This window comes from Chthoniobacter flavus Ellin428 (assembly GCF_000173075.1).
GTDB lineage: Bacteria > Verrucomicrobiota > Verrucomicrobiia > Chthoniobacterales > Chthoniobacteraceae > Chthoniobacter > Chthoniobacter flavus.
In genome coordinates this window covers 188874-209870 of record NZ_ABVL01000008.1, presented here as the reverse complement: position 1 = coordinate 209870, position 20997 = coordinate 188874, and the positions used below count along the sequence as shown (strand labels likewise).

The window sequence follows — 20997 nt, the reverse complement described above, 5'->3', positions numbered from 1 at the left end:
GCGCCTTCCTCCCTTTCCCCTCCCGCCAAAAGATGCGCCGCAGGGGAAAGACCACCCCGCGGCGCAATGGTTTCGACCCGAGGGAAAAGTCAGCTCACTTGAAAAGACGGCGGCGACGCCAATGCTCGTGACATTGCGCAGCGGCACGCCGAGCGAGAACGAGTTCGAGTTGTCGTCCATTTTCCAGCCAGTGATGTCGAGCGAGGTCGTTCCGGTGTTGGTCGGCTCGAACCAATCTGCCCCGTAACTGGCGCTGCTCCCCGAAGGATCGATCTCCGTAATAAAAAGTGCAGCGTGTAGCGAAATGGTTAAAAAATAGGCGCAGAGGGCAAATGTGAGATAAGCACGTTTTGTGGCAAATATGGCAGTAAAATTACGAACATGCTTTTTCTAGGGTGGGCCCGTGACAGCCGAATGGCACGTCGGTGAAAGCTGAGTGACGAAATCACTGAATTTGGCGGCAGCGGCTGAAAAACTGCCTTTTCGTCACCGATCCGCCTGATGTCGACAGGCGCTTCTTGGGCCTCGCCAACGAATAGCGAGTGTGATAAGCTGCGTGAACCCTTGCTGATAAAGACTTTGGGGGATACGTGCTGCCACTAATGCGCTTCGAAACTGAGACAAGCCGGTCTTGCGCCTTCTAAGAGTAGAACTAATCAGGACAACATTTTATTATGAATGTCGCTCATCGTCTGTGGATTGAGGGGTTACTATTCTGTCCCCAAATGAGACCAACTCCATGACAGACGCCGACCTCAAATCGCTTTTCGGTACCACCATCAAGAGCAAGCGGTCCGAACTGGGCATGTCGCAAGAGGAGCTTGCCGATCGTGCGGGGCTGCACCGCACCTACGTATCCGACGTGGAACGAGGCATGCGGAATGTCTCGCTCATCAGCATTGAAAAACTTGCGCATGCTCTTGGCCTTTCCGTTTGGCGGCTTTTCGAACAAGCCTCCAACGGAACTGCGCCCGACCAGCTGGAAATTCTGCTCGTCGAAGACGAGCCGAACGACATCGAATTGACGCAACGTGCTTTCAAGCGCGCGCGCATCGTGAACCCCGTGCACATCGTGAACGACGGCATCGCGGCCCTCGACTTTATCTATGCGCGCGGCGCGTATGCCGATCGCGCGGGTAAAGCCTTCCCCGGAGTCATCCTCCTCGACCTCAAGCTGCCGAAGCTCGACGGTCTGGAAGTGCTGCGCCGCATCCGCCAGGACGAGCGAACGCGCGATATCCCCGTGGTCATACTGACCGCTTCGAAATTCGAAAGCGACCACGCGGAGTGCCGCCGGCTTGGGATCAATTCCTACATCGTCAAGCCAGTCGATTTCCGGAATTTCAGCGAAAGTGACACCGCAGTTCCAGTTCGACTGGAAGCTGGTGAAGCACGAACTGAGTCGAGAGGCTGATTGATGAAAACGGGCCGCGCGTGGCCAAACTGTGACCAGCGCCGAATTTCGGCGGTGCGCTCGTAACTCCATGGCCATTCGGACGGGCATCTTCTCGGCAACGCGGCTCCAAAAGCTCGCGTTGGGATCGAGTGTGCTCTTCGCCCTGACCGCGATCGGCGTCCTGGTAGCGTGGGCTTCGCATTCGCCGGCCTGGGCCGGAATCGCCTCCGGCAGCCCGGCGACCTCAGGCCTGGTCGTGATTCTCGCCGCGCTGGCGCTCTGGCTCGCCGTAACAGTGTTGCTTTGGCTCACCGCCCGCGCCTTGCAGGTGGCCCAGGAGAGGATCGCGCACCGCGAGCGGCTCTACGCTCTGCTCAGCCAGTGCAATCAAAGCATCGTGCACATCAGCGAGCGCTTGCCGCTCTTCGAGCGGATTTGTGAGATCGCGGTGACCCTCGGGAAATTCCGCATGGCCTGGATCGGTGAGGTGGACCGCAAGACGCAGTTGGTGCGGCCGATGGCCCATGCCGGGATCGATGCGGGACTTTTCGAGCGGGTGAAGTTTTCCGTTCGCGATGAACCCGAAGGACGCCTGACTCCGGGCACGGCGATTCGCGAAAAGCGGAGCGTGGTCTCCAACGATATGCGCCACGATCCGCGCATGCTGCCGCTGGTCGAGGAGGCGATGAAACGCGACTTCTGCTCCGCGGCCGCGTTCCCCATTCACAGCGAGAAGGACGTCATAGGATGTTTCGTGTTGTATTCCGACGAGGTCGGTTTCTTCGATGAGGAGGAGGTGAAACTGCTCGAGGAGATGGCGAGCGATATTTCGTTTGCGCTGCAACAAATGGAGCACGGTGCGCAGCGCCGGAGGGCGGAGGGGGAGCGGAATCGAATCGCTGCGGAAATGCAGATGATCCTGGATGGCGTGCCGGCGATGATTTTCTACAAGGACCGCCAGCACCGCATCATGCGGGCGAATGCGACCCTGTTGCGGACGCTGGGCAAAGCGGAGGAAGAAGTGATCGGCAAGAGCGACGAGGAGATCGGCTCGCCATACTACGAGATTTACGCGCGTGATGAGGATCAAATCGCCGAAACCGGAGAGCCGAAGCTGGGCTGCATCGAGCCGCTGGCGACGTCCGGTGGCGTGCGCTGGTTGCAGACGGACAAGGTGCCGCTGCGCGACGCGAATGGAAACATCACCGGTTTCATCGGGCTCGCGATGGACATCACCGAGCGACGGCTCGCCGAGGAGAACCTGCGGGCTCGCGAGGCGGATTTTCGAGCGAGCTTTTTTTCCTCGGCGGTGGGACAGGTCCAGGCCGACCCAGTCACCGGCCGCTACCTGCGGGTGAACCCGAAATTCTGTGAGATCACCGGTTACACGGAAGAAGAGTTGCTCGGCATGACGTTCCACCAGCTCACGCATCCGGACGATCGCACGAACGATTCCGAGGCGCACCAGCGCATGGTTCGTGGGGAGATTACGGAGATCAATCGGCAGAAGCGCTACCAGCGCAAGGACGGCACCGCGGTATGGGTGAGTATTTGCGCTTCGCTTATTCGCGATGATGTCGGCCGCCCGCTGCGCACCCTGGCCGTCGTTCAGGACATTACCGAGCGGCACAAAGCGGAAGCCGCGCGAGAGACCGCCGAAGCCAAGTATCGCGGGTTGGTCGAGCAATCGCTGGTCGGCATCTACATCATCCAGGATGACCGCTATGTTTACGCGAACCCGACCTTCGCCCAGATCATGGGCTACACCGCCGAGGAGCTAACCGCGGGGAAGGTCCTGGATTTCGTTTTCGAAGAGGACCGCGCCTTGGTGGCGGAAAATATCCGCCGGCGGATGGAAGGCGAAGTTGATTTTGTTCGCTACGGCCTGCGTATGGTCCGCAAGGATGGGAGCGTGGTGCACATCGAGGTGCACGGTTCACGCTCCGAATACGAGGGCCGCCCGGCGATCCTCGGCTCGCTCCTCGACCTGACCGAACGCAAGAAGATCGAAACGCAATTGCTGCAGTCGCACAAGATGGAGGCCATCGGGCAACTCGCTGGCGGCATCGCGCACGACTTCAATAATCTGCTCACCGCGATCACCGGAAACACCAAGCTGGCCTTGGAGGATCTGCCTGCGGACAGTCCCGTGCGGGAGCATCTCGCGGAAGTCAGCAAGGCCGGCCTGCGGGCGGTCGACCTCGTGCGGCGCATTCTCACTTTCAGCCGGCAGCAACCGCAGGAGCGCAAGCTCATGCACCTGCAGCCCATCGTGGAGGAGGCACTCCAGTTGTTGCGCGCCAGCCTGCCGACCACGATCGAGATTCGGTCCACCTTTGTGCCCGATGCCCCGGTCGTTCGCGCGGATGCGACGCAGGTGCACCAGGTCATCATGAATCTCGGCGCCAATGCCGGGCATGCCATGAGCGGGCGCGGCGTGCTGGAATTGCGCCAGGCGATGATCGATGTGGATACCGATCTCGCCCGCACGTCACCCGAATTGCGCGTGGGCCGCTATGTGCGTCTCACGGTGAGCGACAGCGGTTGCGGCATGGATCGCGCCACCGTCGCGCGCGTTTTCGATCCGTTTTTTACGACCAAGAGCCAGGGCGAAGGTACCGGGCTCGGTCTCTCCGTGGTGCACGGCATCATGAAGGCGCACGACGGCGCGATCACCGTTTACAGCGAGCCCGGCAAAGGCACGGCGTTTCACCTCTACTTCCCCGCGGCCGAGGGCGCGATCCCGGAGGTCACGGTCCCGGCGACACCGCCTCCACGCGGACATGGAGAGCGTCTGCTCTATGTGGATGATGAAGAGCCGCTCGTTTATCTCACCGCACAAGTGCTGGGACGGCTGGGTTATGAGGTGACCGGCTTTACCGAGGCGGAGGCGGCATTGAAAGCCTTTCTCGCGGAGCCGGATCGATTCGATGTGGTCATCACCGATCTCTCCATGCCGCGCCTGAGCGGGCGCGATTTGGCGGCGCGAATCTTGAAAGTCCGGCCGAAGGTCCCAGTCATTCTCGCGACCGGCTACATCCGTCCGCAGGATACCGAGAGCGCGCGCAGCCTGGGTATTCGCGATCTCATTTTGAAACCGAATACGGTGGAAGATTTGGGGCACACGCTGCATCGGATCTTTGCGGAGCGGCAGGGGGGAGAAGAAAGGCAGAACATCCAACACCCAACGCCCAACACCCAACATCCAATGGCCTGATGGCGGTGACGCTGGCAGTGCGCGCTGCGCATCGGGCTTCTTCCATTGGATGTTGGGCGTTGGATGTTGGATGTTTTCCTCCCTCCTTTCTTCTGCCTTTCCAAAACGTCCCTGCGGGTCAAAACTAACACCCATGTTTCCCCGCACTCTTTCCCTGTTAGTTGCCGCAGCCTGTGGCGTCACCTCTGTCCTCGCGGAGGACGCAGCGCCCCTTCGCCTTCCTGCGCGTGAGCGCGTGGAGACGGCGCAGGACAGCGGGGTATTCCGCGAAGTAAACAAGACCCTCGAATGGGATCCGCACCAGACGGCGCTGGTCATCTGCGACATGTGGGACAAGCACACCTGTCCGAACGCCGAGGAGCGCGTGGGCGAGCTGGCGCCGCATGTGAATGAGTTTGCCAGGGCGGCGCGCGCGAAGGGCGTGCTCATCATTCACTGCCCGAGCAACACGATGGACTTTTACAAGGACTATCCGGGACGCAAGCTGGCCCAGGCCGCGCCGCCGGCCACCCCGCCCGTGCCACTCAAGAAATGGTGCTACGTCGATCCGACGCTCGAGGCGCCATTGCCGATCGATGACACCGATGGCGGATGCGATTGCGCGCGCACGTGGAAGAAGGGCGACCCATATCCGTGGACGCGGGAGAACGCAGCGATCGAGATTGCGGAGGGAGACGCGATTACCGACAGCGCGGAGGCTTACAATCTCATGCAACAGCGCGGCATTCAAAACGTGCTGGTCTGCGGTGTGCACCTCAATATGTGTGTGCTCGGGCGGCCCTTCGCCATCCGTCAGTTGGTGGGCGAGGGCAAGCATGTGGTCCTCATCCGCGACCTCACGGACACGATGTACAATCCCGCGCAAGCACCGCACGTGAGCCATTTCGCCGGCACGCAACTCATGATCCAGCACGTGGAAAAATACTGGTGCCCGTCCGTCCTCAGCACCGCGCTCCTCGGCGGCCAGCCGTTCCGCTTCAAAGGCGACACGGAGTAGAAGTCTTTTCTACCGCGTCCGCCCCGCCGCGCGCATCTTCTCCAGCAGGGCCTGCAATTCCTTGACCTTGTCGGGCTGTTGCTCGGCGAGGTTCTTCTTTTCGCCGATGTCCTCAGCGAGATTGAAAAGCTGCAGGCCACCGCCCGCGCCGGTGTCGCGTACCGGGCGATCGTGATCTTCCAGCGCCATGGGCTTTTTCGGCGGCGCCTTCTGCGCGACGATGAGTTTCCACAAGCCCTGCCGGATGGACAGCGGCCCGCCTTGTTCGATCAAGGTTTCGCGGCCGGTCTTGGATTCGCCGAGCAACGCGGGTAACACGTTCATGCTATCTGGTGCCGCATCTTCGGGAAGCGTTTGTCCGGTGAGCGCCGCGAAGGAGGCCAGAAAATCGACCTGGCAAACGAGCGCATCCGACACGCCCGGCTTCACGTGTCCGGGCCAGCGGACGATAAACGGTTCGCGCGTGCCACCTTCCCAGGAAGTGTATTTGCCGCCACGGAACGGACCGGCCGGCTTGTGTCCATCGAGCTTCTGGACGGCGTCATCCTTGTAACCATCGTCGACCACCGGTCCGTTGTCGCTCGAGACAATCACGATCGTGTTGTCGGCGATTTTGAGCCGATCGAGCGCGGCGACCACCTGGCCGAAAGCGTCATCCACTTCATCGATCACATCGCCGCGCGGCCCGAGCGGCGTCTTGCCGGCGAAGCGCGGATGCGGCAAGCGCGGCACGTGGATGTCGTGCGTGGCGAAGTAAATGAAGAAAGGCTGATCCTTGTGCTGCTCGATAAACGTGACCGCTTTCTTCGCCAGCGTGTCGGACATCTCCTGGTCGTTCCAGATTGCCGCCTTGCCCCCGCTCATCCAGCCGATGCGCGAAACGCCATTCACGATGGTGGCATCGTGTCCATGGCTATACTGCATCTTGAGCAAATCCGGGTTTTCCTTTCCCGTGGGTTCGTTGCCGACCTTGTGTTGGTAGCTGACTTCGATTGGGTCTTTCGGATCGAGATTCAAGACGCGGCCATTCTCGACGTAGACGCAGGGGACGCGGTCGCCGGTGGCGGGGAGAATGAAGGAGTAATCGAACCCGATCTCATGCGGGCCGGGTTTGATGTCGCCATTCCAATTCACCGGTGTGTCCTTCGTGCCCAGGCCAAGGTGCCACTTGCCGATGGCGCACGTCGCGTAACCGGCGCCCTTCAGCATCGAGGGGAGCGTCGTGCGCTGAGGATCGATGATCAGCGCAGCGTCGCCGGGCAGAATGTTGGTCCCCGGTTTGCGCCAGGCATATTCCCCGGTCAGGATCGCATAACGCGAAGGCGTGCACGTGGCCGCGGCCGCGTGGCCATCGGTGAAGCGGAGACCTTCTTTCGCGAGGCGATCGATATTCGGCGTGTGCACCGCGGTCGCGCCGTAGCAGCCGACATCGCCGTAGCCAAGATCGTCGGCGTAGAGAATGATGATGTTCGGCTTGCTTGCGGCGTGCGCCGTGGCACTCACGCCAAAGACGAATGCGGCAAATGTGGCGAAGAAAAGAGCAGGGGACGATTTCATTGCGGTGCCTGCGTATAACCATTTCGACCGCTTGTTGTTGTGGAAAAAGAAAAGGCAGAACATCCAACGCCCAACATCGAACATTGCGCCTACGGCACCATGGGCGTCTCGCAAAGCCTCGGCTCAACGTCCAATAGTCCGCAGCGGCAACGCATACGCTTGCGTCATTGGATGTTGGGTGTTGGGTGTTGGACGTTCCCCCACTTCCCCCTTCCCAAGCTCCACGCCTTCCGCTTGCTTGTGCAGCGTGTTTGCCCCCGAGTTTCTTTTCCCCGTATGAGCCCGCTGATCCTGTTGCTCATCGGCATTGCCATTGTCGTCGGCGGCATCCTCACGCTGCGCATGCATGCGTTCCTCGCCCTGGTGCTCGCGGCTTTTGCCGTGGCGCTGCTCACGCCGGAATCGGCGCTGCAAAGCTACGCGGCCAAACAATTGAAGAAGGGCGACTATTCCGCAAAGGCCGCAGCCGCTTTCCCGACCAAGCCCGCCGCCGCGCGCGTGGCCGAGGAGTTTGGCCGCACCTGCACCAATCTCGGGTTGCTGCTCATCATGGCCTCGATTCTCGGCGAGGCCATGTTGCTCTCCGGCGCGGCGGAATCGATTGCCTCGGCGCTGCTCCGCACCATGGGAGCGGCGCGGGCGCACTGGGCATTTTTCATCACGTCGTTCTTTCTCACCATCCCGGTCTTTTTTGAGACGACCTTTTATCTTCTCTCGCCGCTGACCAAGGCTGTGGCCCGGCAGACCAAGCGCAATTACCTCCTGATGGTCATGTGCACGGTCGCTGGGGGCACGATCACGCACTCCCTGGTCCCGCCGTGCATGGGCCCGATGTTCGTCGCCGTCGCGCTCGGCGTGCCGATCGGCCGGATGATGGCGATGGGTTGTCTCATCGGTTTCGGCGCGGCCCTTTTCGGCGTCGCCTTCGCCCTGTGGTCGAATCGCCACCACACCCTCGAAGTCCCCGCCGAGGACGCGGCCATCGTGGAGAACGCCATGCATCACACGTTGCCGCCGCTCTGGCTTTCACTGATCCCGGTGACGCTGCCCATTTTCCTCATCGCCCTTTCCGCCTCGATCAATTCACCGGATCCCGCGCCCGGCGTGTTTGCGGCGGTCGTGCGAGTCTTGGGCGAAAAGGAAATGGCGCTCTTGATCGGCGCGCTCATCGCGCTGGGGCTGCTGGTCTGGAAACGGGATCGCGCCGCGACCAATAAAGCGGTGGGCCACGCGCTCACCACCGGCGCTACGGTATTGCTCATCATCTGCGCCGGCGGAGCGTTTGGTGGAGCGTTGCGGCACACCGGTATTTCGGAGCAACTGGGCTCGACGCTGAGCGGCATGCAAGCCTTCGCCCTTCCCGCACTCTTTCTCATCACCACGCTGGTGCGTACCGCCCAAGGTTCGGCCACCGTGGCGATGTTGACCGCGGCGCCGATTGCCAAGGCGTTCATCGAGAGCGGCCATGCGCATGTGAACCCGGTCTATTTCGCTCTCGCCATCGGCTGCGGCTCGAAACCTTTCTCGTGGATGAACGACGGTGGCTTCTGGATCATCTCGCGTCTGAGCGGCCTGCGCGAAGACCAGACCCTGCGCACCGTTTCCCCGATGATGGCCCTCCAAGGTGTCGCCGGCCTCGTGCTGACGATGATCGTCTCGTTGCTCTGGCCGATGGTCTGATCACACGGGGGGCTTCCGGTCGATCGCCGCTGACGCCGGTGCGATTTCGGTCCGAGGCATGCCCGTGCGAGCATGTTTTAATGCGATTCCGAGGATGTGATAACAATTCTTCTCATCATCGTGATTCTGCTGCTCATCGGAGCCCTGCCCACCTGGCCTCATAGCCGTCGTTGGGGATACGGTCCGAGCGGAGGTTTGGGCACCATCTTATTGATCCTGCTGATTCTGTGGCTGCTGCATGTAATCTGACGATCCCCACGCCAGACGCCGCGCCGGGATGCCGGATGGGAATATCCAACCGGCCTACTTTTTGACGCCGAGTTGGTCGAAGAGAAAAGCGAAGACATCGGCTTCCTGCGCGATGCGCTCGCTGAGCGCGGTGCCCATGCCGTGACCGGAGTTACCGCTCAGCCGGAGCAAAATGGGCCGGCCGGAGCTCGTGGCCGCCTGGAGACGGGCGGTCATCTTGCGTGAGTTGGCGGGGTTCACGCGGCCATCCGTAGCGCCGGCGAGGAAGAAGGCTGCGGGATACTTCGTGCGATCGATGACGTGATGGTAAGGCGAGTAGGCGTAGAGGGCCTTGAACTGCTCGGGGTCTTTGATCGTGCCAAACTCGGTGACATTGAAGGCGCCGTTGGGATCGAGTTCCACGCGCAGCATGTCGCAGATGCCCACGTGGGAGACGACCGCCCGGGCGAGCTCGGGGTGCTGCGTGAGAAACGCGCCCATCAGCAAGCCGCCATTGCTGCCACCCTCCGTGGCGAGACGCGACGGGTTCGTGTAGCCGTGATCGATGAGATATTGCGCGCAGGCGGCGAAGTCATCGAAGCAATTCTGCTTGTGCGTGAGGTTGCCGCCGAAGTGCCACGCTTCGCCGTATTCACCACCGCCGCGGATATTGGCGATGGCCATGATACCGCCGCGATCGAACCAGATGCGATCCGTGAAATTGAACTCCGGTCGAAGGCTGATGCCGTAGCCACCATACGCCGTGAGCAGTGTGGGATTGTTGCCATCGAGCGGGGTGCCTTTGCGGCGCAGGATGTTGACCGGCACTTTTGTGCCGTCCTTGGAAGTGGCGAATTCGCGCACGACTTCGATGTCGCTGAAATCCACCGGCGAAGTCCGGGCCAGCGCGGTTTTCTGCAAGCTGTGTTCCGACGGGGTGTAAAGATACCAGGCATCTGGCGCGACGTAACTCGTCTCGCGAAAGAGCACACGATTGTCCTCCGGACGATCTTCCAACGGAACCAGATTGCCCGCACCGGAGTTGGGCGGAATCGGCAATTCGCGGACGTCCTTCCCCTCGAGATCGAAACGCCGCAGCCGCGAGGGGCCACCCACGAGGTCTGACACATAGAGCCATGAAGCGGTGGGGGTGATGCTTTCGATGACCGCTTCGCTTTCGGGAACGACCACGGTCGCCTCCTTCACGTCCTTGAGCTTCGCGGTGTCGTTCAATGGCAGGCGCAGCACTTTGCCGCGCGGCGCGTCTTTTACCGAACGCAAATAGAGCGTGCCGTCGTCGCAGCCGATTTCCACCTGCTTGATCCCATCCTCGAAATGTGTCACCTGCCGCCACCTGGCAGCATCTCCGCCGCGCAGATCGCGCACGTAATGGGCGAATTCGCCACCGTCGCCATTGGCTACCGAGGCCAGCAGCCAGCGGCCGCTGCGCGAAGTGCCCAGCTCGATCTCCGCGATGCGCGGAAACTCGCGGCCGAGGGAATAGGTATCGGCTGTATCCGGTGTGCCCAAGTGGTGCACATAGATCTGCTGGTAGAAGTCGAGATCCACCTCGGGCTTCTCGCCTTCGCGAGGAAAGCGCGTGTAGTAGATCGATTTGCTATCCGTCGCCCACGCGGCGCTGCCGCCGGCCGTCGGGTATTGCACGTGCGCGATCCGATCGGGCAACGCCTGGCCCGTCTCCGTGTCGTAAATATTGCAGCGTCCCGTCCTCGCTGCCATTTCTCCGAGAGGCTCACCGCGACCAACTTGCCATCCGGCGAGGGGACGTACCAATCCATCGCCACGTGCCCCTTGGGTTCGAGTGCGTTGAGATCGAGGACGACTTTCTCCGTGGCGGTATCGTTCACCGAAGCGAGCACGACCAGCAACCGCTGTTGTTTTGGCGGTTGAAACTTGAGCGCGAAAATCCGGTTCGGGCGTGCTGTCAGCCAACCGTAACTCGGCGAGTCCTTGGCGAACCACGCGGTCAATTGGTCCTGAATTCCCGCGCGATCCGGCAGCGCATCGAGATAGGCGCGCGTGAAGTGATTCTGCGCGTCGGTCCATGCGTTCACCGCCGGAGTTCCCGCGTCTTCCAGCCAGCGGTAATCGTCGATGACCTTCACGCCGTGATACTCGTCGGTGACCGGTTTCTTTTCCGTGGGCGGATATTCCGCGTGACTCATCGTGGCCAGGATACTGGCCAACGAAAACAAAACCGCCAACCGGGAGTGTGCAGATTTCATAGGAAGGGGAAACCTACATCGAGGCCGCGGGGGAAAGCGACAACGGAGGGGTGTCAGTAATCAGTGATCAGTGCCATTGCGCTACTTCCTTACTGATTACTGATCACTTCCGCTCGCGTCACGATCTACGCGAGCGACTTCTTCACCACGGCCATCGTCTCGCGCTGGCGCTGATGGACGAACTCCAACGCCTTCGCAGCTTTCGCTTTCGCGGCCGCGGGATCCTTGGCCATCGCCAGGACTGTCGGGACGAGGCGGGCGACGTCCTCCGGCACATCCATGTCGAAGAGCCAGTCGTTGAGACCGATGTCGCGCCACATGAGCCCCTTGTAAGTTTGGTCGACGAAACGGCAGACGATGGCCGGCACACCGTTGCCGATGCACATGATGGGGCTGTGCATTTCCAATCCGAAGAGCCCGGCGGAACGCACGTAGGTGCTCACGGCTTCATCGGTCAGCCAGTAATTCGGGCGCCACACCACGCGGGATTTCACGTCCTCGGGCAACGGATCGACGAGCATCTCCTTGCCGATCTCCATCTGGCTCTCGTCCTCGGGACAGACGAGGATCTTCAAATCCGTCTGGCGAATGACGGCAGCGATCGCGGCGCGCAACGGAGCGTGATCGTGCTCCTTCATCTCTTCGTTGCGTTTGGCCTTCACCTCCTCCTCCGGCTTCATCGGCTTGTGGTGAATCTTCCAATACGGCGTGTAGCGGTAGCGCGGGATGACGCAGAGGAATTTGCCTTCCTCGAGCCCATTGGCGCTCAGGAATTTCTTCGCCGCTTCATCGTTGCGCAGGTCCACGGCGAAGGCGCCATCCGGGCCGAATTCCATGACCGGACACTTGAGGCCGGCCTGCTTCGCCCATTCGAGCGAATGGCCATCGCGGAAGAAAATGAAACGGGCGCCGTCGATGAGTTCCCGGGTCTCATTGCCCGGCGTCGCACTGGTGAGGCTGATGCCGTAGATGCCGTACGGTTTGCCCGTTTCCTGGTGCCATTGGGCGACGTGCTTCTGCGCGACGAAACCCGAGCCGGAGCCGTGCAGGAAAAAGTCGCACTCGGTAAAGGCCGTTTTGATTTCCTCCGGTGTCTTGATGATCACTAGCTTCGGAAAGCGCTGGCGCAGCATTTCCTCCACACCATCACCGATATTCGTCGGCCAGAGGCGCACCTCCGCCTCGGGGATATATTGCTCGAGCAGATGCAGGATGCCCGGCGTGTGGCCGATGTCGCCGATGTTCACCGTCTGCCAGGAATTGCGCAGGATGATCCGGGGCGGGCGTTGGTCCGCGGCATGGACGGAGGCGCGAATGGCGGCGACGAGCGTGAGCTGGAGGAAATGACGGCGATTCATGAGGGAATGAGTTTGGCTGCGGCTCAACCTGCCGCAGGAGGTTGGACCGGCGCAACCCCGCAGGCGGAAGGGCGTTGCGCGAAAATTGCGTCGTGGAGATCCCTACAACGGCATGATTTACGATCCAGTCGGGAAAGCGAAGTCGGTGGTGCTCACCGGGGAGGGGCTCGCGAAATGCAGGGAACTCTTTGCAAAACTTTTCGGCAGGACATAGTGCTGGACGCTTTCTCATGACACCCCGCCGCACTCCCGAACAACTCCGCAGCTTCCGCTGGTTTGGCCCCAATGATTTGCGCACCTTTGGCCAGCGCTCGCGCTTGCGCCAGATGGGACTCGGCCCCGAGGACTGGGTGGGCAAGCCGGTGGTCGCGATCCTCAACACGTGGAGCGACATCAATCCGTGCCATCTGCATTTCAAAGTGCTCGCGGAGAATGTGAAGAAGGGCGTGCTCCAGGCGGGCGGCATGCCGCTGGAGATCCCGGTGCTCTCGCTGGCGGAGAATTTCATGAAACCGACCACGATGCTCTATCGCAACCTGCTCGCGATGGAGACGGAGGAGGTGCTGCGGAGTCATCCGATCGATGCCGCGGTGTTGCTCGGCGCGTGCGACAAGACCACGCCGGCGCTGATCATGGGCGCGCTCTCCGCGGAGCTGCCGTTTCTTTTTGTGCCCGGTGGGCCGATGTTGCGCGGACAATGGCGCGACCAGACGCTCGGCTCGGGCACGGATGCGTGGAAGTATTGGGCGGAATTGCGCGCCGGAAAGATCACCCAGGAAGACTGGTGCGAGATCGAGGATGGCATCGCGCGTTCGCACGGCCACTGCATGACGATGGGCACGGCGAGCACGATGACGGCGATCACCGAAACGCTCGGCCTCACGCTGCCCGGCGCGTCCTCCATCCCGGCTAGCGATGCCCGCCACTGGCGCATGGCCGCGGAAAGCGGCCGGCAGGCAGTGGAGAATGCCTGGACTGACCTGAACCCTTCGCGCTTCCTCGGGAAATCGGCGTTTCACAATGCGATCGTCGCCGACATGGCGGTCGGTGGTTCGACGAATGCCATCGTGCATCTCGTCGCCATGGCCGGACGCGCCAACGTCAAATTGCCGCTGGAAGATTTCGACACCATCTCCCGCAAAACCCCGCGCCTGGCCGATCTCCGGCCGGCGGGACGATTCCTGATGGAGGATTTCTATTTCGCTGGTGGCCTGCCCTCGACGCTGGCGCAATTGCTCGACCTGCTCGATGGCGATTGCATCACCGTGAATGGCAAAACGCTCCGCGAGAATGTGGCCGACGCGAAGATCTGGAATGGCGAAGTCATCCGCTCGCGCGAGAACCCGCTTTCCGCGGAAGGCGGCACGGCGGTGTTGCGCGGCAATCTTTGTCCCGATGGCGCGGTCATCAAGCACAGCGCCATGGAGCAGCGTTTTCTCAAGCATCGCGGCCCGGCGGTGGTCTTCAAAAACTATCCCGATCTCGCCAAGCGCCTCGACGATCCCTCGCTGCCGATCACCGCGGATAGCGTGATGGTCCTGCAAGGCGCCGGTCCGATCGGCGCGCCTGGCATGCCGGAGTGGGGGATGCTGCCGTTGCCGAAACGTCTGCTCGAAACCGGCGTGCGCGACTTGCTGCGCATCTCGGACGCACGCATGAGCGGTACGAGCTACGGCGCGTGTGTCTTGCACGTCGCGCCCGAAGCCGCGATCGGCGGTCCGCTGGCGCTGGTGCGCGATGGCGACATGATCGCGCTCGATGTGGCCGCCCGCACGCTCACGCTCGAAGTGGCCGATGACGAACTCGCCCGCCGCCGCGCGGAGTGGAAGCCCGCCCCGCGGCATTACGAGCGCGGTTACGGCGCGTTGTTCCTCAATGAGGTGACGCAGGCTAATGAAGGCTGCGACTTCCGCTTCCTGCATTCCAACGGCAAACCGACGCCGGAGCCGGCGATTCATTGAGGGGCTTCTTCCGCTTCTTAATCGTAATCTTAATCCCTCCGGTTTTTAGCCGAAGGGGGAGAGAGTAAGATTACGATTAAGATTAAGATTAAGACCGCCGTTTACTCCCCCGTGATCGGATCCTCCACGATCAACTCCGCCAGCGCCTCGAAATCCACCGGCTTGGCGAAATGGTAATTGAACCCCGCCTCCCGCGAGCGGATGCGGTCGCCTTCCTGCGCGTAACCGGAGATCGCGACAATCGGCGTGCGAATGAAGCCTTGGGCGCGCAAACGCCGGGCCAGTTCGTAGCCGTCGAGTCCCGGTAGTCCGAGGTCGAGCAACAGAAAATCCGGCTGGAACTCCTGAGCCAGCTTCAGGGCCGCTACGCCATCAAACGCCGTCGCCACCACATGCCCGCGCAGGGTGAGCAGCCGGGCCAGCGAATGCACGGTATCCTGGTTATCATCCACCAGCATGATGCGTCGTTGACGGCCGGGAGGAACAGGTTGGGCAGTGGTTTCGGGAAGCATGGTCGACTCGGGAGCGGAGATCGTAGGCAGGTGGACGGTAAATGTGGAGCCTCGTCCGACCCCCTCGCTGAATGCAGTGATCGTGCCACCATGCAGCTCCACCAGCCGCCGGCATAGGCTGAGCCCGATGCCCAGCCCACCCGTGGGGCGATCCAGCGAGTGGTCGCCCTGGGTGAAAAGGTCGAAAATCTGCGGCAGCATCCTCGGCGCGATGCCGATACCCGTGTCGTTCACGCTGATGACCGCCTCGTGGCCTTCCCGGCGCGCCTCGATCCTAATCTCGCCGCCCTTGCGGGTGTACTTGATGGCGTTGGTGAGAAGATTGCTGATGATCTGCTCGACGCGGGTCGGATCTGCGTCGACCCAGATCTTCGCGTCGTTCTCGAGAAGGAGCTGCAACTCGTGCCGCTGCTGGTCGATCGCCGGCCGCAATGCTTCCACCACCCGATGGATCGATTCATTCACATCGACCGGGCGCTTGCGGAGCTCGATCTTTCCTTCGGTGATGCGCGCCACGTCGAGCAGATCGTCCACCAGGCGGCTCAGGTTATCCGTCTGGCGTTCGATCACCCCATGGGCCAGCTCTACCGCGCTGTGGTCGTCGCCCGCCACATTCCAGAGGCGCACCGCATTCGCGATGGCCGAGAGCGGATTGCGCAGTTCATGCCCCAGCATGGCGAGGAATTCATCCTTGCGCCGGTCCGCGTGGCGCAGCGCTTCCTCCGCCCGGTCGCGCTCCATCCGGCGGGCGCGGATCGCCGTGGTCATCTCGTTGAAATTCGTCGAGAGCGTCCCAAATTCATCCGCCGACTTCACCGGCACCATGGTCTCGTAATCGCCTTCGGTAACCCGCGATGCCGCCCGCGTGAGCTGTCGTACCGGGTGGGTGAAGCTGCGGGCCAGGAAATAAGCGGCGATCAACCCCAGTCCGATGACGACCGCGCCGGACAGCACCTCCAGCTGCACCACGTGCAGGATCGGCAGGTAGGCCTCCTTGGTGTCCATCTTGATGACTAGACCCCAGTTGCTATAGCCCAGGGGACAACCCGCGGCGATCACCGCGATGCCTCGTTGGTCGACGCCTTTCACCAAAGATTCCCGGTTTTCCGTGGCCGCCTTGAGCGCGGGCACGGAATCCGCAGACGTCCCGGTCGCCGGAGGGCTGTTGCGCGGCGGAATGAGGTAACGGATCTGCTTTCCGTCGGACATGCCGAGGATGGCTTCGCCCGTTTCGCCAAGGCCGGTCCGGTCCCGAAAGGCGTCTTCCAAGGCCGTGATGTCGTTCGTCACCAGGAGCACGCCATGGATGTGGTGGGGGTCTTCCCGCGCGCGGATGGGCGCCGAAATCATGGCCACGTTGTGGCCGTCCTTGCCCAATTGCGGGACGCCGAAGTAGGGGTTGTCCAATCCCGCCTGGTACGATGCATAGGTACTGACGTCACGGCCCATCATCGACGCGTTGGTGGTGAGCACCACGTGCCCGGTGGTATCGGCGACCATAACCCCGATGACCGGTTTGCTCTTCACCATGAGGCTGAGCGTTTGCTGCGCCGTGTCGCGGTTTTTACTGGCATTCGTATCCGTCCCGTTGCTCAGGCTGCTCAAATAGCCGCGCAGCTCACCGCGGTCCGTGTTGAGCTCCACCCGCTGTTGCAACTGCGCCATCTGGGCCCGCAGCGTGTCGCGCCGGCTCACGGCCATGGCACTGAGATGGTTGTCCACCGTCTTGCGCAGCACGCTCTGCCAGAAAAGCCCATTCGCCACCACGATGGTCGCGACCAGCACGGCGAGCGTCAGCCCCACGAGCAGCGTGAGCTTGAAGACCAGCGAGCGACGTCCCGCCGGCCCCTTGGTCGAGGAACGCGCTTTCACCTCGGTGCCCGACTGCGCACCACCGAGCGCCGCCAGCGTTTGTGGCGGGACAGAAGGATGACCGAGGGGTTCGCTCATGCAATGACCATTTCTGGGGGCGGATAAGCCTCCGATCCTAGTCCTAACGCTGGGTGACGGCAACAGCAGGGTTGCATCCGTTCCAGAGAAGCACCCACGGTGCCAGCGCAATGTTAGCTTTATGCCAGACTTCCCGCTTGCCGGAAGCCCCCGGAAAGGGTGGAACGGTGCCCTGCCAAATCCGATGAAGACGTCCATTTCCCCAGCCGACCTCCATACCTCCGTCATTTCCGTGCCGCCGCTCTGCCGCGACGCGCAACTGAAACCGAATGCCGCGGAGAACGCCAAACTCATCAAACACATCGAGGCCGGTGGCGTAACGACGCTCCTCTACGGCGGCAATGCGAACTTCTACAACATCGCCCTGAGCGAATACGAACTCGTGCTCGACCAGCTCGAAGCCGCCGCCGGTCCGGACACGCTCATCGTCCCCGCCTTCGGGCCCTACTTCGGCACCGCCATGGACCAGGCGGCCATCCTCGCGAAGAAGAAATTCCCCACCGCCATGCTGCTGCCCACCGTCGCCGTGAGCTCCCCGCGTGGCGTGCAAGCCGGCGTCATGAAGCTCGTCGAGAAATACGGCAAGCCGATCGTCCTCTACATCAAGGACCAGGGCTACGTGACCCTCGACGTCGTGAAATCCCTCGTCGCCGCCGGCGCCATCTCCTGGATCAAATACGCCGTCGTCCGCCCGGACCCCGCCCAGGATGACCTCCTCGCCGGCCTCGTCAAGACCGTCGACCCAAGCCTCATCGTCAGTGGCATCGGTGAACAGCCCGCCATCGTTCATTGGCAAAAGTTCGGCGTGCAGGCCTTCACCAGCGGCTGCGTCTGCGTGGCCCCGCGCCGTTCCCAGGAAATGCTCAATGCCATGCGTGCCGGCGACTTCGCCAAGGCCGACGCCATCCGCGAGCGCTTCAACACCCTCGAGACCCTGCGCAACAGCCACGGCCCGATTCCCGTCCTGCACCACGCCGTCTCCCTGGCCGGCATCGCCGAAACCGGCCCCGCCCTGCCGCTGATGACCAACCTCGGCGACGAGCTCCTCGACGAAATCCAGCCCGCCGCCCAAGGCCTCGTCGCCTGGAACAAGGCGTAGGCCAACCGACATTCACTTGCGATATACGCCCGCGATTCTTCTGATCGCGGAGCAGTATTTGCCTGTCGCCGTGGACCTTGGTCCACGGAAAGGTGCCCGGCCGTCGCCTGGCGACCTCCCCCGCGCTCGTTACCAAGTTGCACTTGGTAACGTCCTTAGGAGCGAAGTTTTACTTCGCATGGAGGGGGTGTCTGCGGGCGGAGGAAATCGACACCGCCCGAAAAACGCCGGGCAATGCAACTGCCCTCATAAGTGCGGTTCAAAGTGCAGCTTGGGACCGAGCACGCAAGAGAAGCTCGCCGCGCCATGGGGGCCGATTGGGCGTTGGATGTTGGATGTTGGGTGTTGGGTGTTGGGTGTTGGGTGTTGGGTGTTCCGCCCCTCGCCCCCGGAAAAATCTCCCTATTTTTCCCCGCGCCTACGTGGTTCTCTTATAGGCACACCCCGCCCGCCCGAACATGCCCCGCCCGCCCCTCGCCCGCATCCTCCGCTGCACCGCCCTCGCGGCCGGCGCGTTGCTCTGCGATACGGCGACATCCTCGGCTGCGGTGCAAGCCACGGACTCCCCTTCAGCCACCGCCTCCCCCGACACCCCGCTCTTCCGGCGTGACGTCATGGCGGTCATCTCCAAGGCCGGCTGCAACGCCGGCGGCTGCCACGGCAACGCCACCGGCAAAGGCGGCTTCAAGCTCTCCCTTCGCGGCCAGGACCCCGATCTCGACTGGCAGGCCCTGACCCGCGACCAATCCGGCCGCCGCGTCAACCTTCTCGCCCCCGAAAACAGCCTCATCCTCCTCAAGCCTACGGCCATGCTCTCCCACGAGGGCGGCCAGCGCTTCCCCGTCGGCTCGCCGGAATACAACATCCTCCTGAAATGGCTCCAGGCCGGCGCCCCCGACTCCGGCATCCACGCCCCCAAAGTCACCCAGCTCGACGTCCGGCTCCCCGGCCACGTCATCATCGCGCCGGCCAAAGACGTCCGCCTCCAGGTCACCGCGCATTTCGCCGACGGCACCACCCGCGACGTCACCCGCTTCGCCGTCTACGACCAGAATAACCAGGTCGCCAAAATCACCGCCGAAGGAGACGTCACCGCCGAAAAAACCGGCGAGATCACCATCCTCGTCCGCTACCTCAGCAAACAGGTACGCCGTCCCCATCGCCTTCATCCCCGCGCGGCCGAACTTCGTCTGGAGCAACCCGCCCACGAACAACTACATTGACGAACAGATCTTCCAGAAACTGCGCCTCCTGCGCATGAACCCCTCCGGCCTGTGCAGCGACGCCCTGTTCGTCCGCCGCGCCTACCTTGACCTCCTCGGCTTCGTCCCGCCCGCCGCTGACGCCCAGGCCTTCCTCGCCGACTCGACGAAAAAGCAAACGCGCCCGGCTCATTGACACCCTCCTCCAGCGCCCCGAGTTCGCCGACTTCTGGGCCTTGAAATGGGCCGACCTCCTCAAGATCGAACAGCGCCAGCTCGACTACGACGGCATGCGCGTCTTCCACGATTGGATCCGCGACAGCATCGCGAAAAATAAGCCCCTCGACCAATTCGCCCGCGAGATCATCGCCGCCCGCGGCAGCACCCTGAACGACCCGCCGGCCAACTGGTGGCGCGCCAATCGCGATCCCGAGACCCGCGCCGACAGCACCGCCCGCGTCTTCCTCGGCACCCAGCTCAAGTGCGCCCAGTGCCACAACCACCCCTTCGAGCGCTGGACCCAGGACGACTATTACAACTGGGCCCGCCTCTTCGCCCGCATCGACTACCAGCTCTCCGGCATCAAGGGCACCGACAAGAGCGACAAAAACGAATTCAAGGGCGACCAGACCATCCTCATCAAGCCCAAGGCCTACTTCCTCAACGCCCGCACCAACCAGCCCGCCGAGCCCCGCTTTCTCGGCGTCGCCGAGCCGCCCAAAATCAGCGACGACCACGACGAACTCCTCGCCCTCGCCGATTGGCTCCCGCACAGCCCCATGTTCGCCCGCATGCAGGTCAACCGCGTCTGGTTCAACCTCCTCGGCCGCGGCCTCGTCGACCCCGTCGATGACTTCCGCGAGAGTAACCCGCCCGCCCATCCCGAGCTCCTCGAGGCCCTCGCCCAGGACTTCGTGAAACACGGTTACGACCTCCACTGGCTCATCCGCACCATCACCGTCTCGCGCGTCTACCAGCTCAGCGACGTCCCCAACGCCACCAACGCCGACGACCAGGACAACAACAGCCACAGCATCGTCCGCCGCCTCAGCGCCGAGCAACTCCTCGACTCCTGCAGCGCCGTCCTCGCCACCCCCCTCCCGCTGGAAAAAGAAAACGTCCGCCCCGGCATCACCCGCGTCGCCCAAATGGCCGAAGGCCGCAAACACTACAAGCCGCTCACCACCAGCATCGACAAATTCGAAGCCAGCTTCGGCAAACCTCCGCGCCTCATCGCCAGCGATTGCGAGCGGAGCAACGAAACCGCCATGCCGCAAGTCTTCCAACTCATCAGCGGCCCGCTCCTGCACCAGCTCATCACCCGCCCCGACAACCGCCTCGGCCAGCTCTTGGCAGCGGAAAAAGACGACACCAAAATCGTCGACCAACTCTTCTGGACCATCATCACGCGGGCTCCCACCGAAGCCGAATCCTCCCGCTGCACCGGCCTCCTGAGCAGCGGCTCCGACAAAGACCGTCGCAAAGCCGCCGAAGACATCGCCTGGGCCCTGCTGAATTCGAAGGAATTCATCTTCCGTCAGTAGTTGCGGAGGGCATCACCCGCCGAGGTGGCGGCATACGGGACAAGTGGCTG

The 20997-nt window shown here is 62.4% G+C and carries 16 protein-coding genes and 1 pseudogene; 12 read left to right on the top strand and 5 right to left on the bottom strand.

Annotated elements, in window-relative coordinates:
* Window positions 1–121: 121 nt before the first annotated feature.
* The 4 genes from CFE428DRAFT_RS40505 (at window position 122) to CFE428DRAFT_RS15160 (ending at window position 5610) form a co-directional block, all read left to right on the top strand.
* Window positions 122–247: a hypothetical protein gene (locus CFE428DRAFT_RS40505; RefSeq protein ID WP_006980459.1), complete on the top strand. Its 126-nt coding sequence runs from the start codon at window positions 122–124 to the stop codon at window positions 245–247.
* Window positions 248–739: 492 nt separating this feature from the next.
* Window positions 740–1414: a response regulator gene (locus CFE428DRAFT_RS15170; RefSeq protein WP_006980458.1), complete on the top strand. Its 675-nt coding sequence runs from the start codon at window positions 740–742 to the stop codon at window positions 1412–1414.
* A 70-nt stretch (window positions 1415–1484) separates the two neighbouring features.
* On the top strand, window positions 1485–4613 hold the full coding sequence (locus CFE428DRAFT_RS33755) for a PAS domain S-box protein (RefSeq protein ID WP_006980457.1): 3129 nt from the start codon (window positions 1485–1487) through the stop codon (window positions 4611–4613).
* A 133-nt stretch (window positions 4614–4746) separates the two neighbouring features.
* Window positions 4747–5610 (top strand): cysteine hydrolase family protein, encoded by an 864-nt coding sequence (locus CFE428DRAFT_RS15160; protein ID WP_006980456.1) that lies wholly within the window; start codon window positions 4747–4749, stop codon window positions 5608–5610.
* Window positions 5611–5619: 9 nt separating this feature from the next.
* Here the strand turns inward: CFE428DRAFT_RS15160 and CFE428DRAFT_RS15155 are convergent, their stop codons facing one another.
* Window positions 5620–7167, bottom strand: a complete 1548-nt coding sequence (locus CFE428DRAFT_RS15155; RefSeq protein WP_042725082.1) for a sulfatase family protein — start codon at window positions 7165–7167, stop codon at window positions 5620–5622.
* 276 nt (window positions 7168–7443) lie between these two features.
* Between CFE428DRAFT_RS15155 and CFE428DRAFT_RS15150 the strand changes: the two genes are divergently transcribed.
* On the top strand, window positions 7444–8847 hold the full coding sequence (locus CFE428DRAFT_RS15150) for a GntP family permease (protein WP_006980454.1): 1404 nt from the start codon (window positions 7444–7446) through the stop codon (window positions 8845–8847).
* Window positions 8848–8943: 96 nt separating this feature from the next.
* On the top strand, window positions 8944–9096 hold the full coding sequence (locus CFE428DRAFT_RS35720; protein ID WP_083805169.1) for a DUF3309 family protein: 153 nt from the start codon (window positions 8944–8946) through the stop codon (window positions 9094–9096).
* A 54-nt stretch (window positions 9097–9150) separates the two neighbouring features.
* Here CFE428DRAFT_RS35720 and CFE428DRAFT_RS15145 read toward each other — a convergent pair whose 3' ends face one another.
* From CFE428DRAFT_RS15145 to CFE428DRAFT_RS15140, 3 genes and pseudogenes are all read right to left on the bottom strand, one after another.
* Entirely contained in the window at window positions 9151–10815 is a 1665-nt protein-coding gene (locus CFE428DRAFT_RS15145) for a prolyl oligopeptidase family serine peptidase (protein ID WP_006980453.1), read from the bottom strand.
* A gap of 59 nt (window positions 10816–10874) precedes the next feature.
* A pseudogene (locus CFE428DRAFT_RS41115) lies at window positions 10875–11261 on the bottom strand (prolyl oligopeptidase family serine peptidase); the annotation flags it as partial.
* Window positions 11262–11446: 185 nt separating this feature from the next.
* A complete protein-coding gene (locus tag CFE428DRAFT_RS15140; RefSeq protein WP_006980452.1) occupies window positions 11447–12679 on the bottom strand; it encodes a polysaccharide pyruvyl transferase family protein in 1233 nt (410 codons plus the stop codon).
* 112 nt (window positions 12680–12791) lie between these two features.
* Here CFE428DRAFT_RS15140 and CFE428DRAFT_RS41110 point away from each other — a divergent pair, with 112 nt between their 5' ends.
* Window positions 12792–12893 carry a DUF6429 family protein gene (locus CFE428DRAFT_RS41110; protein ID WP_420196885.1) on the top strand — a complete coding sequence of 34 codons (102 nt, stop codon included), beginning with the start codon at window positions 12792–12794 and terminating at the stop codon, window positions 12891–12893.
* A gap of 16 nt (window positions 12894–12909) precedes the next feature.
* Window positions 12910–14640 (top strand): L-arabinonate dehydratase, encoded by a 1731-nt coding sequence (gene araD / locus CFE428DRAFT_RS15135; RefSeq protein ID WP_006980451.1) that lies wholly within the window; start codon window positions 12910–12912, stop codon window positions 14638–14640.
* Between the two features lie 101 nt (window positions 14641–14741).
* On the opposite strand, the gene CFE428DRAFT_RS33750 is transcribed toward araD, so the two are convergent.
* A complete protein-coding gene (locus CFE428DRAFT_RS33750; protein WP_006980450.1) occupies window positions 14742–17102 on the bottom strand; it encodes an ATP-binding response regulator in 2361 nt (786 codons plus the stop codon).
* Between the two features lie 184 nt (window positions 17103–17286).
* Between CFE428DRAFT_RS33750 and CFE428DRAFT_RS15125 the strand changes: the two genes are divergently transcribed.
* The 4 genes from CFE428DRAFT_RS15125 (at window position 17287) to CFE428DRAFT_RS33740 (ending at window position 20947) form a co-directional block, all read left to right on the top strand.
* Complete coding sequence (locus CFE428DRAFT_RS15125) at window positions 17287–18201, top strand: dihydrodipicolinate synthase family protein (protein WP_006980449.1); 915 nt, start codon at window positions 17287–17289, stop codon at window positions 18199–18201.
* Window positions 18202–18659: 458 nt separating this feature from the next.
* The gene (locus tag CFE428DRAFT_RS33745; protein ID WP_006980448.1) at window positions 18660–19424 is read left to right on the top strand and encodes an Ig-like domain-containing protein; all 765 of its coding nucleotides are present in this window, start codon (window positions 18660–18662) and stop codon (window positions 19422–19424) included.
* A 34-nt stretch (window positions 19425–19458) separates the two neighbouring features.
* Window positions 19459–19599, top strand: a complete 141-nt coding sequence (locus CFE428DRAFT_RS39820) for a hypothetical protein (protein ID WP_006980447.1) — start codon at window positions 19459–19461, stop codon at window positions 19597–19599.
* A gap of 40 nt (window positions 19600–19639) precedes the next feature.
* Window positions 19640–20947, top strand: a complete 1308-nt coding sequence (locus tag CFE428DRAFT_RS33740; protein ID WP_006980446.1) for a DUF1553 domain-containing protein — start codon at window positions 19640–19642, stop codon at window positions 20945–20947.
* Window positions 20948–20997 lie beyond the last annotated feature (50 nt).

Excerpts from the sequence above, each read along its gene's own strand:
- CFE428DRAFT_RS40505 (WP_006980459.1), top strand. The coding sequence starts at position 122 with ATGCTCGTGACATTGCGCAGCGGCACGCCGAGCGAGAACGAGTTCGAG.
- CFE428DRAFT_RS15170 (WP_006980458.1), top strand. The coding sequence starts at position 740 with ATGACAGACGCCGACCTCAAATCGCTTTTCGGTACCACCATCAAGAGC.
- CFE428DRAFT_RS33755 (WP_006980457.1), top strand. The coding sequence starts at position 1,485 with ATGGCCATTCGGACGGGCATCTTCTCGGCAACGCGGCTCCAAAAGCTC.
- CFE428DRAFT_RS15160 (WP_006980456.1), top strand. The coding sequence starts at position 4,747 with ATGTTTCCCCGCACTCTTTCCCTGTTAGTTGCCGCAGCCTGTGGCGTC.
- CFE428DRAFT_RS15155 (WP_042725082.1), bottom strand. The coding sequence starts at position 7,167 with ATGAAATCGTCCCCTGCTCTTTTCTTCGCCACATTTGCCGCATTCGTC.
- CFE428DRAFT_RS15150 (WP_006980454.1), top strand. The coding sequence starts at position 7,444 with ATGAGCCCGCTGATCCTGTTGCTCATCGGCATTGCCATTGTCGTCGGC.
- CFE428DRAFT_RS15145 (WP_006980453.1), bottom strand. The coding sequence starts at position 10,815 with ATGGCAGCGAGGACGGGACGCTGCAATATTTACGACACGGAGACGGGC.
- CFE428DRAFT_RS15140 (WP_006980452.1), bottom strand. The coding sequence starts at position 12,679 with ATGAATCGCCGTCATTTCCTCCAGCTCACGCTCGTCGCCGCCATTCGC.
- CFE428DRAFT_RS41110 (WP_420196885.1), top strand. The coding sequence starts at position 12,792 with ATGATTTACGATCCAGTCGGGAAAGCGAAGTCGGTGGTGCTCACCGGG.
- araD (WP_006980451.1), top strand. The coding sequence starts at position 12,910 with ATGACACCCCGCCGCACTCCCGAACAACTCCGCAGCTTCCGCTGGTTT.
- CFE428DRAFT_RS33750 (WP_006980450.1), bottom strand. The coding sequence starts at position 17,102 with ATGAGCGAACCCCTCGGTCATCCTTCTGTCCCGCCACAAACGCTGGCG.
- CFE428DRAFT_RS15125 (WP_006980449.1), top strand. The coding sequence starts at position 17,287 with ATGAAGACGTCCATTTCCCCAGCCGACCTCCATACCTCCGTCATTTCC.
- CFE428DRAFT_RS33745 (WP_006980448.1), top strand. The coding sequence starts at position 18,660 with ATGCCCCGCCCGCCCCTCGCCCGCATCCTCCGCTGCACCGCCCTCGCG.
- CFE428DRAFT_RS39820 (WP_006980447.1), top strand. The coding sequence starts at position 19,459 with ATGAACCCCTCCGGCCTGTGCAGCGACGCCCTGTTCGTCCGCCGCGCC.